Source organism: Lentibacillus sp. (genome assembly GCF_035301925.1).
In the GTDB taxonomy this organism is placed as follows: domain Bacteria; phylum Bacillota; class Bacilli; order Bacillales; family Amphibacillaceae; genus Lentibacillus.
Window position 1 is genome coordinate 55,155 of sequence record NZ_DATGTI010000007.1, and the last position, 15,498, is coordinate 70,652.

Annotated in this window: 21 protein-coding genes; 13 read left to right on the forward strand and 8 right to left on the reverse strand. The window is 41.8% G+C overall.

Annotated features, from left to right (window positions below):
• Positions 1–248 precede the first annotated feature (248 nt).
• The 3 genes from VK080_RS00880 to VK080_RS00890 all read left to right on the forward strand — a co-directional run bounded on the left by VK080_RS00880 (position 249) and on the right by VK080_RS00890 (position 1,938).
• Entirely contained in the window at positions 249–905 is a 657-nt protein-coding gene (locus VK080_RS00880) for a YrrS family protein (RefSeq protein ID WP_324222910.1), read from the forward strand.
• Positions 906–940: 35 nt separating this feature from the next.
• A complete protein-coding gene (mtnN, locus tag VK080_RS00885) occupies positions 941–1,630 on the forward strand; it encodes a 5'-methylthioadenosine/S-adenosylhomocysteine nucleosidase (protein WP_324222911.1) in 690 nt (229 codons plus the stop codon).
• Positions 1,631–1,710: 80 nt separating this feature from the next.
• Entirely contained in the window at positions 1,711–1,938 is a 228-nt protein-coding gene (locus VK080_RS00890) for a YrhC family protein (RefSeq protein ID WP_324222912.1), read from the forward strand.
• A 24-nt stretch (positions 1,939–1,962) separates the two neighbouring features.
• On the opposite strand, the gene sigK is transcribed toward VK080_RS00890, so the two are convergent.
• From sigK to VK080_RS00930, 8 genes are all read right to left on the reverse strand, one after another.
• Complete coding sequence (gene sigK / locus VK080_RS00895) at positions 1,963–2,670, reverse strand: RNA polymerase sporulation sigma factor SigK (protein ID WP_324222913.1); 708 nt, start codon at positions 2,668–2,670, stop codon at positions 1,963–1,965.
• 157 nt (positions 2,671–2,827) lie between these two features.
• The gene (gene mnhG, locus VK080_RS00900) at positions 2,828–3,205 is read right to left on the reverse strand and encodes a monovalent cation/H(+) antiporter subunit G (RefSeq protein ID WP_324222914.1); all 378 of its coding nucleotides are present in this window, start codon (positions 3,203–3,205) and stop codon (positions 2,828–2,830) included.
• Complete coding sequence (locus VK080_RS00905; RefSeq protein WP_324222915.1) at positions 3,186–3,497, reverse strand: Na(+)/H(+) antiporter subunit F1; 312 nt, start codon at positions 3,495–3,497, stop codon at positions 3,186–3,188. Before VK080_RS00905 ends, mnhG begins: the two co-directional genes overlap by 20 nt.
• A complete protein-coding gene (locus tag VK080_RS00910) occupies positions 3,494–3,970 on the reverse strand; it encodes a Na+/H+ antiporter subunit E (RefSeq protein WP_324222916.1) in 477 nt (158 codons plus the stop codon). The genes VK080_RS00905 and VK080_RS00910 overlap by 4 nt, the downstream gene beginning before the upstream one ends.
• 6 nt (positions 3,971–3,976) lie before the next feature.
• Positions 3,977–5,452 carry a Na+/H+ antiporter subunit D gene (locus VK080_RS00915; protein ID WP_324222917.1) on the reverse strand — a complete coding sequence of 492 codons (1,476 nt, stop codon included), beginning with the start codon at positions 5,450–5,452 and terminating at the stop codon, positions 3,977–3,979.
• Positions 5,445–5,783 carry a Na(+)/H(+) antiporter subunit C gene (locus VK080_RS00920; RefSeq protein ID WP_324222918.1) on the reverse strand — a complete coding sequence of 113 codons (339 nt, stop codon included), beginning with the start codon at positions 5,781–5,783 and terminating at the stop codon, positions 5,445–5,447. Before VK080_RS00920 ends, VK080_RS00915 begins: the two co-directional genes overlap by 8 nt.
• Complete coding sequence (locus VK080_RS00925; protein WP_324222919.1) at positions 5,784–8,117, reverse strand: Na+/H+ antiporter subunit A; 2,334 nt, start codon at positions 8,115–8,117, stop codon at positions 5,784–5,786.
• A gap of 190 nt (positions 8,118–8,307) precedes the next feature.
• Positions 8,308–8,448 carry a sporulation histidine kinase inhibitor Sda gene (locus VK080_RS00930; RefSeq protein WP_324222920.1) on the reverse strand — a complete coding sequence of 47 codons (141 nt, stop codon included), beginning with the start codon at positions 8,446–8,448 and terminating at the stop codon, positions 8,308–8,310.
• Positions 8,449–8,842: 394 nt separating this feature from the next.
• Here VK080_RS00930 and VK080_RS00935 point away from each other — a divergent pair, with 394 nt between their 5' ends.
• From VK080_RS00935 to VK080_RS00980, 10 genes are all read left to right on the forward strand, one after another.
• Positions 8,843–9,358, forward strand: coding sequence for a YqeG family HAD IIIA-type phosphatase (locus VK080_RS00935; protein WP_324222921.1), 516 nt, complete (start codon positions 8,843–8,845; stop codon positions 9,356–9,358).
• Between the two features lie 4 nt (positions 9,359–9,362).
• Complete coding sequence (gene yqeH / locus VK080_RS00940) at positions 9,363–10,463, forward strand: ribosome biogenesis GTPase YqeH (protein WP_324222922.1); 1,101 nt, start codon at positions 9,363–9,365, stop codon at positions 10,461–10,463.
• Positions 10,464–10,475: 12 nt separating this feature from the next.
• Positions 10,476–11,324, forward strand: a complete 849-nt coding sequence (aroE, locus tag VK080_RS00945; protein ID WP_324222923.1) for a shikimate dehydrogenase — start codon at positions 10,476–10,478, stop codon at positions 11,322–11,324.
• Positions 11,325–11,327: 3 nt separating this feature from the next.
• Positions 11,328–11,618 (forward strand): ribosome assembly RNA-binding protein YhbY, encoded by a 291-nt coding sequence (yhbY, locus tag VK080_RS00950; RefSeq protein WP_324222924.1) that lies wholly within the window; start codon positions 11,328–11,330, stop codon positions 11,616–11,618.
• A 282-nt stretch (positions 11,619–11,900) separates the two neighbouring features.
• The gene (locus tag VK080_RS00955; RefSeq protein ID WP_324222925.1) at positions 11,901–12,470 is read left to right on the forward strand and encodes a nicotinate-nucleotide adenylyltransferase; all 570 of its coding nucleotides are present in this window, start codon (positions 11,901–11,903) and stop codon (positions 12,468–12,470) included.
• Positions 12,457–13,044 (forward strand): bis(5'-nucleosyl)-tetraphosphatase (symmetrical) YqeK, encoded by a 588-nt coding sequence (gene yqeK, locus VK080_RS00960; protein ID WP_324222926.1) that lies wholly within the window; start codon positions 12,457–12,459, stop codon positions 13,042–13,044. The genes VK080_RS00955 and yqeK overlap by 14 nt, the downstream gene beginning before the upstream one ends.
• Positions 13,034–13,393: a ribosome silencing factor gene (gene rsfS, locus VK080_RS00965; RefSeq protein ID WP_324222927.1), complete on the forward strand. Its 360-nt coding sequence runs from the start codon at positions 13,034–13,036 to the stop codon at positions 13,391–13,393. Before yqeK ends, rsfS begins: the two co-directional genes overlap by 11 nt.
• A gap of 2 nt (positions 13,394–13,395) precedes the next feature.
• Positions 13,396–14,151: a class I SAM-dependent methyltransferase gene (locus VK080_RS00970; protein WP_324222928.1), complete on the forward strand. Its 756-nt coding sequence runs from the start codon at positions 13,396–13,398 to the stop codon at positions 14,149–14,151.
• Positions 14,152–14,275: 124 nt separating this feature from the next.
• Entirely contained in the window at positions 14,276–14,857 is a 582-nt protein-coding gene (locus VK080_RS00975) for a helix-hairpin-helix domain-containing protein (RefSeq protein WP_324222929.1), read from the forward strand.
• 68 nt (positions 14,858–14,925) lie between these two features.
• The gene (locus VK080_RS00980) at positions 14,926–15,489 is read left to right on the forward strand and encodes a ComE operon protein 2 (protein WP_324222930.1); all 564 of its coding nucleotides are present in this window, start codon (positions 14,926–14,928) and stop codon (positions 15,487–15,489) included.
• Positions 15,490–15,498: the final 9 nt, after the last annotated feature.

A 15,498-nucleotide genomic window follows, 5' to 3' on the forward strand; every position in this document is an offset into this window, starting at 1 on the left:
AATCAGCGGGGAAAGAGCGCCCGCTGAATGAAGTTTCGCTTTATCCCGCATGTAAAGGACAGTAACCCGCCTAAGTACGGCGGCTAACTGTCCTTAAATGTCCGATTCTGCTCAACTAACATTCAGCGGGGAAAGAGCGCCCGCTGAATGAAGTTTCGCTTTATATGGAAAATCGGTAATTTGTCATATAGTTTGCTTAATAAAATATGATAACATAATAGATGATAGTTTATAGGAGGGATTAGCCCGTGCCGACATCACGTGTTAATAAGTTTGAAAAAAGAAGGAAAAACACAAAACTCTTATCGATATTAATTGTGGTGGGAAGTTTATTACTGGTAGTATTACTGGGGCTGATTTTTTTCGGCGGCAGTGATGAAGCTGATGAGACAGATGATGGACAGACAAATGAGCCAGCGCAGGAAGATGGGAATGCCCCCTCGATAGAGGAAGAACAGAATGATGAATCGGCTGAAAATAATACGGATCCTAAAGCAAATGACTCTGAGGATGGGACAGGCTCCACAGATGATACCGATACAGAAGAAGAGGATAACCAGGAAGTGGATACCGAACAAGTTGAGCCATCTGATGATAATGTGATCGAGGCCTATACGGGTGATTGGCAGCCTGTAGGCACAGAACAGTCCGAACCCCATACGACAAATTATTCCGATGGCTCACAGGACAGACAGGAAATGCGAAAAGCAGTAGCGGCTGCAACCGGTCTGGATGAGAATAATTTCATCATGTGGTGGGTTGAACGGAATGGGGACCAAAGCGTGATCAATACGGTTTCGGATCCGAATGAAACCGAAATATACCGTGTCTATAATACGTGGGTGGCCAATGAGGGATGGCAGCCAATAAAAGTGGAAAGATTGAAGGAAAACGATAAAAAATAACGTTTGGCATAATTCTGGCTAATGGAGGAAACGACATGACAATAGGGATTATTGGAGCTATGGATGAAGAAATAGCATTATTACAGGAAAATATGACAGATATAGAAGAAACAATGGCAGCAAATTGTTTATTTATCCATGGAAAACTGTTCGGCCATAATGCCGTATTGCTGAAATCAGGAATTGGAAAAGTGAATGCAGGGATGGCAACTGCCATCTTACATGAGCGATTTACACCGGCATACGTTATCAATACCGGTTCAGCCGGTGGTTTTGCCAATGATTTGGATGTCGGGGATATTGTGATTTCGTCACAGGTTGTCCATCATGATGTGGATGCTACAGCATTCGGCTATGCGTACGGGCAAGTTCCGGGAATGCCTGCCATGTATACGGCGGATACTGGTTTGGTTGCACAAGCAAGAGAAGCGGTTAAACAACTAGGTATTCAATTCCGTGAAGGGATGATTGCAACAAGTGATTCATTTATGCAAGATTTTGCAAAAGTAAAAGCTGTCAGGGAAAAATTTCCGGATATGATTGCTGCGGAAATGGAAGCTGCAGCGATTGCACAAGTTTGTCACCAGTATGAGACACCCTTTGTTGTGATTCGGGCATTATCCGATATTGCAGGAAAACAATCGTCCATTTCATTTGATGCATTCCTGGAAACAGCCTCACAAAATGCAGCAAACTTGATTATGAGCATTGTCAAGACACTGTGAAGCAGCTATATCCATGATTTACCTTCCGTTAACAAGCATGCCATGTGTTATGATTTTCAGTATAGGGAGGGGTACATTGTATGCAACGACAGAGACAGCATCTGGATTTAAAGCTGAAGGACTATCGCCGTTTCACTGTGACATTAATGATACTAGCTTCTTATTTATATATGGGAGCCATTATCAATACGTATATTGATTATTCCCCGGATGGAAAAGGACTGACCATACTGTCTTTTTTGGCAGCATTCACAGCAGGCTGGCTCAGTTTCCGGGCGCACCGTTTAAAACTGAAACTTCGGGAGTAACGTGCGGGTATGGTAACCCGCACGTTATTTTTGCTTATATTCTTTCCGGTAGTATTCGTGAAAGACTTTCATAAGGGCCCGTTTTTCGATCCTTGATACATAACTTCGCGATATATCAAGCATTTTGGCAATTTCCCGCTGTGTCATTTCTTTGTAGTTATTTAATCCGTATCGGTACAGAATCACTTCCCTTTCTCTTGTGTCAAGGATGGATAAGTAATCATTCATCTTCTCAATTTCCATATTCAACTGGATGTATTCAATGATATTCTGGTTTTCAGCTTCCAAAATATCGATCAGGCTAATTTCATTTCCCTCTTTATCCTGGCCGATCGGATCATGAAGCGAAACATCTTTTTTTACTTTTTTTAACGTACGCAAATGCATCAATATTTCATTTTCGATACATCGGGCCGCGTATGTTGCCAATTTTGTTCCTTTGTCGGCTGAGTAGCTTTCAATACCTTTGATCAGTCCGATTGTGCCGATGGAAATAAGGTCTTCCATATCCTCTCCGGTGTTCTCAAATTTTTTGACGATGTGTGCGACCAGTCGTAAATTGTGTTCAATCAGTTTGTTCCGAGCTTCTTCATCACCTTCCTGCATTTGTCGGATGTATTTTGCTTCGTCTTCCGGGGGCAATGGCTGTGGAAATGCGTGGTTTTTGACATAGGAGACAAAAAAGAGCGCTTCTTTAATCAGCAGGCCGAGAAAACTTAAAATGCCTGACAAATACAGACACCTCCTTTGAACAGCGGCTAGGCTATTGCCTATATATCAACTGTATGAAGGAGATGTTGTTTTTGTGTCTGTCCGATTATAAAATTGCTCCATTCTAACCTTTCAATGCCGGAATTCGGATGGGCATAAAAAAAGCGACCCGCCAGAGTCACTTCTGATGCTGTTTCTGTTTTTGAATCGCTTGTTCATATTCATCGGTTCGATGTCTCGTAACCGGTTTGGCACCAGCCCTGTGAGCTGCTCTTGAAATCATATGCCCGGCAACAGGGGAGGTTAAAAGCGTAAATACGACGGCCAGTAATAACTTCCCGCTGACGATATCATGCTGTAAATATAGGAATAAAAAAGCACCTATCAGCAAACCTGAAATACCAAGTGTAGCACCTTTCGTTGTTGCATGAAGCCTTGTGTATACATCCGGAAAGCGTATGACTCCTATTGAGCTTGATAACAGAAAAAAAGCCCCTGATAGCAGAAAAAAGGCAATGATGATATTTGCAATAATCTCAGTCCAAGTCTCGATCAATGATAACACCCTTTTCCAGATATTTGGCTATGGCAACTGTCCCGATGAATAAAAGGATTCCAATCAATAAAATAACGTCATTTATTTTTGTTGTTGGAATCAGGACGGCCGTCAATGCCGCCATACCCATCATATTCATGCCCACGGAGTCAAGTGCGACTGCACGATCCGCACTTGTAGGACCGGTTATGATCCGGTAAACCAGCAAAATAAGTGAAACGGAAATGGCTGCTAGACAAATAATGGTCGCTATCTCAATGATGGTATATGATGCGGATAAGAGTTGATTCATCGTGTCACCTCCATGATAGCTTTTTCAAACGTATTCTTGATTGAATGTATTTCATCGTTAATGTCATCGATATGCATTGCATGTATATACAAATGTGTATTGTCATGCGATACGGCAACTGATAACGTACCAGGTGTCAGAGATATAAGGTTGGCAAGAAGTGTTATTTCCCAGTTACTCTTTAATTCGGTCGGCAAAGCAAAAATCCCCGGTTCGAATTCAGGTTTGCGTGCATAAACTAGTTTTACAATATCGATGTTGGATAAAACAAGCTCCTTTATAAACAGCAGAATGAGTCCGCATATTTTAAAAACACGTTTCAAGTAGAAGGTGTCCGGTACAAAGCGATTTAAAAGAAGCAGTAACAGTACCCCTAGCAAGTACCCAGTAATAAAGCTGGGTACGGTGTAACTTTCACTAAGGAGCATCCACATGACTGCTATGATTAGATTAATAACAATTTGGAATGTCATAAAGCATTACCCCTCTAATACAGCATTGATATAGTTTGCCGGATCAAGCAAATACTTGGAAATCGATTCAACTGACGGGTAAATAAATTCCGCTCCGATTCCCATAAAGACGGAGATCGCCAATAATACAACAACCGGAGCTGTCCGCCCTTTGATGGATTTCGGTTCAAAAGACGCATCTTTTTCACCCCAGAATCCTCTGATAAAAATCTTCATAATGGAGTAAAGTATCAGCAAGCTTGATAGTAAAGCGATGATCACAATCGCAATTTCTTCTGCAGCCAGGGATCCTTTCAGTAAAAGCAGTTTTCCGATAAAACCGCTGAAAGGGGGGATGCCCGCAAGAATAAACCCGGAAACAAACAATAGCCATCCCAGGAATGGGTAATAGTGAAGAAGACCATTGAATTTCTGCAGATCAGAAGTTCCGGCAGCGTAAGCAATCGTCCCCACTAGCAGGAACAGGCTTGCCTTAATCACCATATCATGGATCAAATAATAGATGGCCCCGCTGACAGCATCCTGATTGAATACGCCAATTCCCATCAGAATAAATCCGATTGCCGGAATGATATTGTATGCGATGATCAATTTTATATTATTGGTCGATAATGCGCCAAATATACCAAAAATCATCGATAATCCTGCAATCCAAATAAAAACTTCATGTGTCAGTTCAATTTTATGTATGAAGATTAATGAAAAAACTCGGATGATTGAATAGATGCCAACTTTTGTCAGCAGGGCGCCAAATAAGGCCGAAATGACCGGATTTGGTACAACATATGATTTTGGCATCCAGTAATACAGCGGAAACAGTGCCGCTTTTACAGCAAATACAAAGAAAAGAAGGATACCGATGGTTGTCAGGACTCCTTGCTGATCGACTTCCTGTACACGTTGGGCAATCTGGGCCATGTTCACTGTACCGACAGTACCATATAAAAAACCGACGGCGGTTACGAACAGCATGGACGAGAATAGGTTAATGAATACATATTTAACCGACTCCCGGAGCTGTACTTTATCCCCGCCCAGAACAATCAGTGCATATGATGCCATTAACAGCACTTCAAAAAATACAAATAAATTAAAAATATCACCGGTCAGAAAAGCACCTGAAACCCCACTAATCAGAAAGAAAAAGAATGAGTAAAAGTAATATTTTTCTTTCCTGTCTGACAGGGAATACGGGGCATAAAACGCACAAGCTGCCGCAACAATGTTTGTGGTGAGGGCAAGCAGAACAGAGAGCTGATCGGCAACGATAACGATGCCATATGGAGCAGCCCAGTCACCGGTTTCAAGTATAATGGCCCCATGATTAAACACCTGCCATACGATATAGCTCACTACGGCAAGGTTGCCGATTATAAAGAGTTTCGTCAGTGTACGGACAAGTGTTAATTTTTTTGGAAAAAAGGCGAGAATGATTCCCGCGATCAATGGTATGATGATTGGTAAAACGGCTAGATTACTCATTTTCGTTACCCCTTAATTGCTCCATATTATCCGTATCATTTTCTTTTGCAGTTCGATATGCCAGAACCAAAAGCAAACTGGTGATTCCAAAACTGATGACAATTGATGTTAAAATCAGCGCCTGTGGCAGCGGATCGGTATAGTCACTGACGCCTTCAGTCAGAATGGGCGGATTGCCTCTTTTCAATTTGCCCATCGTCAGGAGAAACAAGTGTGCCCCATGTGAGAGCAGCACTGACCCTATAATCAGTCTCAGCAATTGTTTTTGCAGTAAGTTATAAATGGCTGCAGCAAACAGCACGCCCGATAGAATCAGAATAATAAATTCCATCTATTTTCCCCCCTTATCTGTCTTTAATTTAATGAGGGTGTAAATGGCAAGCACTGCAATACCCAAAACCGTTATTTCAAACAATGTATCAAGTCCGCGCATGTCAACGAGGATAACGTTGACGATGTTGTTTCCGCCGCCGAGTGGCTTCGATGTCTCAACGAAATAATCAGAAATAGTTCCAAACCAATCACTGCTGTGAGCAGAAATGCCAATCAGTGTCATCATGGCCCCAAAGCCGACAGACACGATGGTATTTGTTGTTTTGGTATGGAGCGGTTCATGTTGCTTCTTAAGATCAGGCAGGTGATAGAAACATAACAGAAACAGAGCCACTGAAACAGTTTCCACCACTAATTGTGTCAAAGCAAGATCAGGTGCCCGGTAAATGACAAACAGCAGGGATACACCATAGCCTGCGACACCAGCGATCAAAATGGCTGCGACATTCTTTTTCGCAAAAATGGTTCCAATAGCTGCGGCCGTAATGACCAGTGCAACGGCAAGGTCAATAATAGTAACAGAGGCCAGGTTGCCAAAATCAATCGTAAAGCCGCCCGTTGCCAGCATGAAGCTGACCGTGACAATAACAATGGTACTCAAAATAATTGCCATATATAGCCGCAGTGAACCAGTCATATAAAATGTGGTAATCTTCCTTGAATAAGTATCAAGTTTGTCCATTATCCCATCGTAAACTTTATTCACACTTAATTTACCGGGGAGGAAGCGGTAAACCCTGTTCCATCTCGTTCTTGTTGCTGTCAGGACTGTACCGATGCCGACAACAACAAGGGACATCTGGAATGCCGGGGCATCCCATCCATGCCAGAATTCAATGTCTTTTACCACTTCCTCACCGTATACAGCTTCAGCGGCATGGGCAATGAATGTGCCGTTGACCGCACTTGGAAACAGTCCGATCAAGATAACCCCAAGCACGAGAATGATAGGCGATGCAAGCATACCAATTGGTGCTTCATGCGGCTTAACCGGGAGTTTGTCAAACTGTGTTTTGCCCCCGAAAGTGCCAAACAGAAAGTAAAGTGAATAAACAAATGTAAAAATACTGCCAAACACTGCTAGATACGGGATGATATCAGCCAGAACACTTGCAATCGCACCGGCACCCTGCAAATCCAATGTTGATTCAAAAAATAATTCTTTACTGTAAAAACCATTCAGGAATGGCAAAGGGATACCCGCCATGGAAAATGTTCCAAATAAAGCAAGGGTTGCGGTAATCGGCATAAAGGTCAAGAGCCCGCCAAGTTTGCGTATATCACGGGTGCCTGTTTCATGGTCAACAGTTCCGGCAACCATGAACAGGCTTCCTTTAAACGTGGCATGGTTAAGAATATGGAAAACGGCGGCAAAAATGGCAGCTTTTGTACCAAAGCCAAGCATAGCCATTATCATGCCCAGCTGACTGATGGTCGAGAAGGCCAGGATTGCTTTCAAATCGGTCTGGTGGACAGCCATATAGGATGCCCAGCAAAGCGTGATGATGCCAACAATGCTGACAATGATGAAAAACCATTCGTAAGTCCCGAAAACCGGGGAGAATCGTGCCACTAAATAGAGCCCCGCTTTTACCATAGTCGCTGAGTGTAGGTAGGCACTGACAGGTGTCGGCGCTTCCATGGCATCAGGCAGCCAGATATGGAATGGAAATTGGGCGGACTTCGTAAAGGCACCCAGCAAAATAAAGCCAAGTGCAAGCGGCATATATGGACTGTCAAGAATAACATCCACATTTGCAATCATTGACTGGATACTTGTTGTACCGGAAATAACGGTTAACAGTGAAAATCCGCCAAACATGCTCAAACCGCCGAAAATGGTAATGATCATTGATTTCAATGCACCATATCGGGATTTTTCTTTAAAATGCCAATAACCAATCAGCAAAAATGACGAAATGGAGGTCAGCTCCCAAAATGTATAAAGCACAAAAACATTATCTGATAAAACGACCCCGAGCATGGCTGACATGAACATGAGTAAATAAACATAAAAATGTCCCAGCCGTTCACTTCGGTCAAGATAATAGATTGAATATAAAACAACAAGTGCTCCAATACCGCTTATTAATAGGGCGAACAAAAGGCTCAGCCCGTCCAGATAGAAATCGAAATTCACCCCAAGCGATGGAATCCAGCTATATGTATGACGTATCGGCTCAAATCCTAAACCGATGAATTGGATAAAGTAAAGGAAAATGACCAGTGGTATAAAGAATACAAACACACCCGTATGTATTTGATGTTTGAATTTACTAATGAATGGAACAAAACAAGCAAGCAGAAGTGGGATCAGTACTGTAAATATCATCTGAATTGTAATCCTCCTCTAAATGATTAAAGCAACTTTATACAGTTTGGGGGACCACCGGCCGTTTGGCTGTGCAATAGTTTATGTACAAATTGAAATGTTATCAAGAATAGCTTATCATAATTTGACCGGCACAAAAAACGAAAACCCCTGACCATTTTAAATGTCAGGGGTTGGCAAATGTTGTCACTTAACTATACAATTTTAGTTTGTCAGTTAAATTTCTTCTGTAAATTTCTTTTTCAATCAAATATATAAAGTCGGGGCTTAAATTTAATTCATTTGCTTTGTAATAAGATTCCAGCAGTAGTTCATCAGATAAATACTTCATGAATATAGCCCTCCTAACTTTTGGAACTCAGCGTCTATATCTGTTGATAGTTTATAATTTATCACGAAACAGATGGCAGAACAAGATGATTGTTATCTACAGGCGCCTGTAGATAACTTGTGTACAAATGATGGATAAGAACGAAAAATGTTGATATTGCAGTGTGGATTTTGTGTATAAAGTTATCCACATATCGAAACATGATAGAAATTGTCGAACGTTTCTTGGCATAATTGTGTCTTTCAGTTAGGATATTCCTTTTATATGATGGAAAGGTATTATAGGATTAAGTTATAATAAATAGCCTTTATACGATTTTTGAGTTCATAGAATGGGTGTTGAACGGTTTACATAAGTAAACATATTGTAATTTAAGTCATAAGAGGTGTAACGGTTGTTAAATCTCCTTTTGCCAAACGAGCATGTGAAAAGTATATTTGATATCAATCCGGAGGCATTAAAGCAAAAAGGTATTAAAGGGATCATCACAGATTTGGATAACACATTGGTAGCCTGGGACGTTGCCAATGCAACGCCCGAAATTACCGAATGGTTCAAACGGATGAAGGCGCATAATATAAAAGTGACCATTATTTCAAATAATACATGGGAGCGGGTGAAGATTTTTTCGGAACCGCTTAATACCCCGTTTCTATTCAGTGCGCGAAAACCTTTGCGTCATGCATTTAATCGGGCTGCAAAGGAAATGAAATTAAATAAAGACGAAATTGTTGTCATAGGTGACCAGGTATTGACGGATGTGCTTGGCGGCAATTTTGCTGGATTTTATACCATATTGGTTGTGCCAATCGTTCAGACCGATGGAAAAGTGACGCAATTTAATCGGAAAATTGAACGGCGGATTTTAAGTTATATGCGTAAAAAAGGTAAGATAAGCTGGGAGGAATAAAAAAATGGAAGACATAAAGTGTCAGGGTTGCGGAGCCTTCATCCAAACTGCCAATCCGGATGAGGCAGGTTACACACCTGAATCAACACTAGGCAGAGAGACGATCCTGTGCAAGCGATGCTTTCGTTTAAAACACTATAACGATATTCAGGATGTTTCCATGACAGATGATGACTTCCTTACGATGGTCAGCCAAATCCGGGATAAAAAAGGTCTTGTTGTCCATCTGGTTGATATTTTTAATGTTGACGGAACGATGATCAACAGTCTTTCACGAATCGTCGGTGATAAAGCCGTTATTTTGGCGGCAAACAAAATGGATTTACTACCGAAATCGACAAACCGTAATAAACTGATCAAATGGCTTCGGACAGCAGCCAAAGAAGCAGGGATTTCGGTTGAAGGTGTTTATCTGATTTCATCGACAAAAGGTCATGGTCTGACTGAACTGACAGAAGCTATTGAAAAGAAGCGTAACCATCAGGATGTTTATATTGTTGGAACCACCAATGTAGGCAAATCCACGTTCATCAATAAGCTTATTCAAACAACGACGGGAACAGCGGATGTGATTACAACATCCTATTTTCCGGGGACCACATTAGGTTTTATTGAAATACCATTGGATGATGACACGTCGTTAATTGATACACCGGGAATTGTGAACAGACAGCAAATGGCACATTATATCTCTGACAATGATTTGAAAATCATGACACCAAAGAAGGAGGTTAAGCCGAGAGTTTTTCAGTTGAACAACCAGCAGACACTTTATTTTGGGGGACTTGCACGTCTTGATTTCTTGAAAGGTGAGAGACAATCATTTGTGTGTTATTTTTCAAATCAATTAGCCATTCACCGGACCAAACTGAAAAATGCCGACAATTTACTGAAGGAGCACAGAGGCGGGCTTTTGTCGCCTCCGGATAATGAAACACTTCAAATGATCCCTGACTTAACTTCACATACGTATCGAATTGACCAAGAGAAAACGGATATTGTTTTTCCTGGATTGGGATGGGTGACAATTGCAGGGGGCGGTGTTACCGTTGCAGCGCATAGTCCAAAAAATGTCAATATATCATTAAGGAAGTCATTTATATAGGGGTGGATTTCCATGGAGTACAGATTGGGCCTTATCGGTTTTCCTATTAAACAATCGATGTCGCCTTGGATTCATGAGCAGTTTCTGAAAAAGGCTGACCTCAAAGGCGATTATGACATCTTTGAAATCGATCCGGATGGTCCGGTCGACAAAAAAATCAGCGATCTAAAAAACAGACAGCTCGATGGTTTTAATGTGACAGTCCCGTATAAAAAGCGGATCATCAGTCATCTTGATCAATTGGATGAGGATGCCCGTTCAATCGGGGCTGTTAACACGGTTGTCAGCCACAATGGGAATTGGATCGGCTATAATACAGATTGGACGGGCTATCTTACCGCTTTGAAACATCATTATCCGACGATTTTTCAAAAAAAATCATGCAGCATTCTTTTGATTGGTGCTGGTGGTGCTGCCCGCGGTATATTTTATGGATTAATTAAGGAAGGATTCACCCAGGTTGATATTGCCAACAGGACTCAATCAAGTGCCGAAGCCATTGCCATGTTAGGCAGTACAAAAACCGAAACAGCTATCATGACGCTGAAAGACGCCGAATCCAGACTGGGTCACTATGACTTGATTATCCAGACGACAAACATCGGAATGAAACCAAATGTCACTGCCACGATTATGTCATTGGAACAGCTGCATCAAGACAGTATCGTGAGTGATATCATTTATCAACCAATTAAAACCGAATTTCTGCATCAGGCAAGCAAAAAAGGTGCTTCCATACATTATGGTCATACCATGCTTTTGTATCAGGCACAATATGCCTTTGAACTCTGGACGTCAAAAAAAATACCGGTTGATGATATGGCGGAACAATTAAAACGAAAACTGGAGGAAGGAAGATAAACAATGTTAACAGGTAAACAAAAACGCTTTTTGCGGTCTGAAGCCCACCATTTGAAGCCGATTTTTCAGATAGGCAAAACCGGCGTCAATGATAATATGCTAAAACAGATCGGTGAAGCACTGGAAAAGCGTGAACTCATAAAAGTCAGTATTTTGCAGAACAGCTCTGAACAAAAGGATACTGCCGCTGAAAAACTGGCCACCGGAACAGGCGCGGAAATTGTCCAGATTATCGGCAATAATATCGTCCTTTATAAAGAATCAGAAGAAAACAAACAAATGCACCTTCCATAAAGCGAAACTTCGTTCAGTGGGGGCGTTTTCCCCCCACTGAACGTTAGTTGAGCCGAATCGGGCCTTTACAGGCAGTTGCTCAAACTTTAGTCTTTGGTACCAAAGCATTACTACATCTGGAGCTTACTGCCTGTTAAGGCGGGATAAAGCGAAACTTCGTTCAGTGGGGGCGTTTTCCCCCCACTGAACGTTAGTTGAGCCGAATCGGGCCTTTACGGATAGTTGGTCGCCTTTTTTGGCGGGTTACTGACCGTTACATGCAGGGTTAAGGGGGCAACAGGAATGAGACGTATCGGGATACTAGGCGGCACATTCGATCCGCCTCATATTGGTCATTTAATCATAGCTGAAGAAGTTCGGGCGGCGCAGAATCTTGATGAGGTATGGTTTATACCATCCTATGAACCGCCGCATAAACACAGGGCTTTTGTTGATTCCGCAGACCGTGTGGAAATGGTGAAGAGAGCAATTGCCGGGAATCCTTATTTCAGCATTAATACGATTGAAGTTAATCGTTTAGGAAAGTCTTACACATTTGATACAATGAAGCTGCTGAAAGAAGAAAATCCGGATGCTTCATTTTACTTTATCATTGGTGCGGATATGGTTGAGTATCTGCCGCATTGGAAATATATTGATAAACTCATTGACCTGGTGACATTTGTGGGTGTTAAGCGGAAAGGGTATAAACTTAAGACTGAATATCCGATTCTGGAAGTGGAAGTGCCGCTGATCGAATTGTCTTCAACTGAGATCAGACAGCGTGCATATCAGCAAAAATCCATTAAGTACAGAGTGACACCCAATGTTGAAACTTATATAAAGGGGAAACATTTATATGAAGACAGATGAAGCAATCGATATTGTCAGGCCACACCTGAAACAGAATAGGTTTGAACACACGTTAAGGGTGGCTGAAACAGCTGTTGATTTAGCGGAAAACTTTGGTGAGCCGGTTGAGAAAATTAAATTGGCTGCCATATTACATGATTATGCCAAGTATTTTCCACTGGAGAAAATGGCGCAAATCATAAAAGACAATGACTTGCCGCAGGATTTGCTTTCATATCATCATGAACTGTGGCATGGCCCGGTTGCATCGGTCATTATTGAAAAAGATCATGGCATAACGGACGCTGATATCAAAAATGCTGTTCGGTTCCATACGACCGGAAGAGCTGGGATGAGCAAATTTGAAACAATTTTATTTATTGCGGATTATATTGAGCCCGGACGATCGTTTCCAGGTGTAGAAGATGTAAGGAGAAAGGCACATACAGACTTGTACAGTGCCTTGTGGATGGCTTTAAGGAATACGATCCAGTTCCTTGTCGGAAAAGATAGCACCGTTTACCCGGATACGTTCTATGCATACAACGACTTAACAATACGTTTGAATGGAGGGAATGGCATTCATGGACAATAGAGAACTCATTGAAGTGATTGCAAAAGCATGTGATGATAAACGTGCAGAAGATGTTGTGGCCCTGGATATGCAGGAAGTTTCGTTAATGGCTGATTATTTCCTTATCTGCCATGGCAGCAACGAACGTCAGGTACAGGCAATTGCCAAAGCGATCAAAGACGCTGTGAATGAAAAAGATATTCATGTTAATCGGATGGAAGGATTTGAACAGGCACGCTGGATTTTAGTTGATTTGGACGATATCGTTTGTCATGTTTTTCACCAGGATGAGCGGCATTATTACAATCTGGAACGGTTATGGGGCGATGCATCAAGAGTGGATCTCCATATTGCCGGCCACAGGCAATGAATATGGCTTATCAACAGATGGCATATTATTACGATCTGCTGATGCAGGATGCACCGTATAACCAATGGACAATATTCACCGAACAAATGATCAGACGATCCGGGAAAATGGTCAAATCAATCGTTGATTTAGGTTGCGGAACCGGGAAAATCACTACGCGGCTTGCCCGGGCTGGCTATCGGATGATTGGTGTGGATAATTCCAGTGACATGCTGAGTATCGCCGAGCAGCATGCAAGTTCTGAAAATGCTAAGGTACAATGGCTGCATCAGGACCTGCTTAGATTAAAGGGTATTAAAGATCAGGATATGGCAATCAGTTACTGTGATGTACTGAATTATATAACGACAGAAGACGAGCTTCGCATTGTGTTCAAAAATGTTGCGGGTGCATTAAAACCTGGTGGTCTGTTTATGTTTGATGTCCATTCGCTTTACCATGTTGAGAATAACCTGGTTCATCAGATATTTGCTGAAGTCTGTGACACCGTTTCGTACATATGGTTCTGCCGGGAGGGAGACGTTCAGGGAGACATGTATCATGATCTGACATTTTTCGTTGAGCATGATGATCATCAATATGTCCGGTTTGATGAATGGCACCATCAGCGCACATTTCCTTTTGAAGTTTATGAGCGTTTATTGCATGATGCCGGATTTGAGATTTACCACCTATCTGGTGATTTTTCACGCGAGCATAATCAAATTGATGAACAGGCAGAAAGGATTTTTATAACTGCTATCAAACGGTCGGAATAATTTTTTCCGATCGTTTACATTTTTAAAGAGGAATTTGAGAACATTTGTCGAATAACTCATAATAGACCCTCAACGATTTTCTTTTTATACCCCCAAATTCTCCAAAGAAGGATGTGACTTCAAATTGTTTGCCCCTCTCAAAAAGTATATTTTCCCAATTTTAATTGCTGCTGTTGTTGGTGTATTTTTGCTTCTAAATAACAATGATACCGATGAAAGTACCCGCCAGTTAAATCCGGTAGCGGAAGAAGAGTCTGCGACATCAAGTGAAGCGGAACAGCCTGATGCAAACGTGATGGTTGATGTGAAAGGGGAAATAAGAGAGCCTGGCGTGTATGAAATTGAAGCCGAATCACGTGTTAATGATGTTATTCGAATGGCCGGCGGATTCACCGAAGATGCGGACCAAACCACGGTTAATCTGGCACAAAAAGTACAGGATGAAATGGTTATCATGATTCCAAAATCCGGAGAACAAGGGCAAGCCGCTGCATCTGAAGACAGCAGTAATGAGAAGGTACGTATCAACTATGCGGACAAGAAGGAAATTGAACGTCTTAACGGCATCGGTCCGTCCAAATCTGAGGCAATCATCCAATACCGTGACGAAAACGGCTTTTTTGAAACAGCGGATGATTTGCTGGATGTATCAGGTATTGGCGAGAAAACACTTGAATCGATTAGAGAAGATATACAAGTACCCTAATGTGATTGACGAATTTTATAAGCAGAATGTAAACTTGAAAACAGATATGCAAAGGTGGTCATACAATTATGGAAAGAATCTCATGGAATCAATATTTTATGGCACAAAGTCATTTACTTGCACTTCGCAGCACTTGTACAAGGCTGATGGTTGGGGCGACTATTGTCCGTGAAAAACGGATTATTGCAGGCGGCTATAATGGAAGTGTGTCCGGTGGTGTTCATTGTATTGATGAGGGATGCTATGTGATTGATGGGCATTGTGTCCGCACAATCCATGCGGAAGCAAATGCCCTGTTGCAATGTGCTAAATTCGGTGTTCCCACTGAAGGTGCTGAAATATACGTAACGCATTTTCCGTGTCTGCAATGCTGTAAACAAATCATCCAAGCAGGCATCAAAACGCTTTATTATGCTGAAGATTATAAAAATCATCCATATGCTGTGGAACTGTTTGCAGATGCGGGAATTGAAACCAAAAAAGTATCATTGACTGATCTGACTGTCGACCATCATTTTCGGGAAAAAGAAATATATGTTCACAAGCTGCTGGATGAATTAAAATCACAGACAGATGATCCTGATAAGTATAATGCCTTAAGAGCTGAGGCTGAATCCCTGTTTAAACGATAAGGTGCCGCT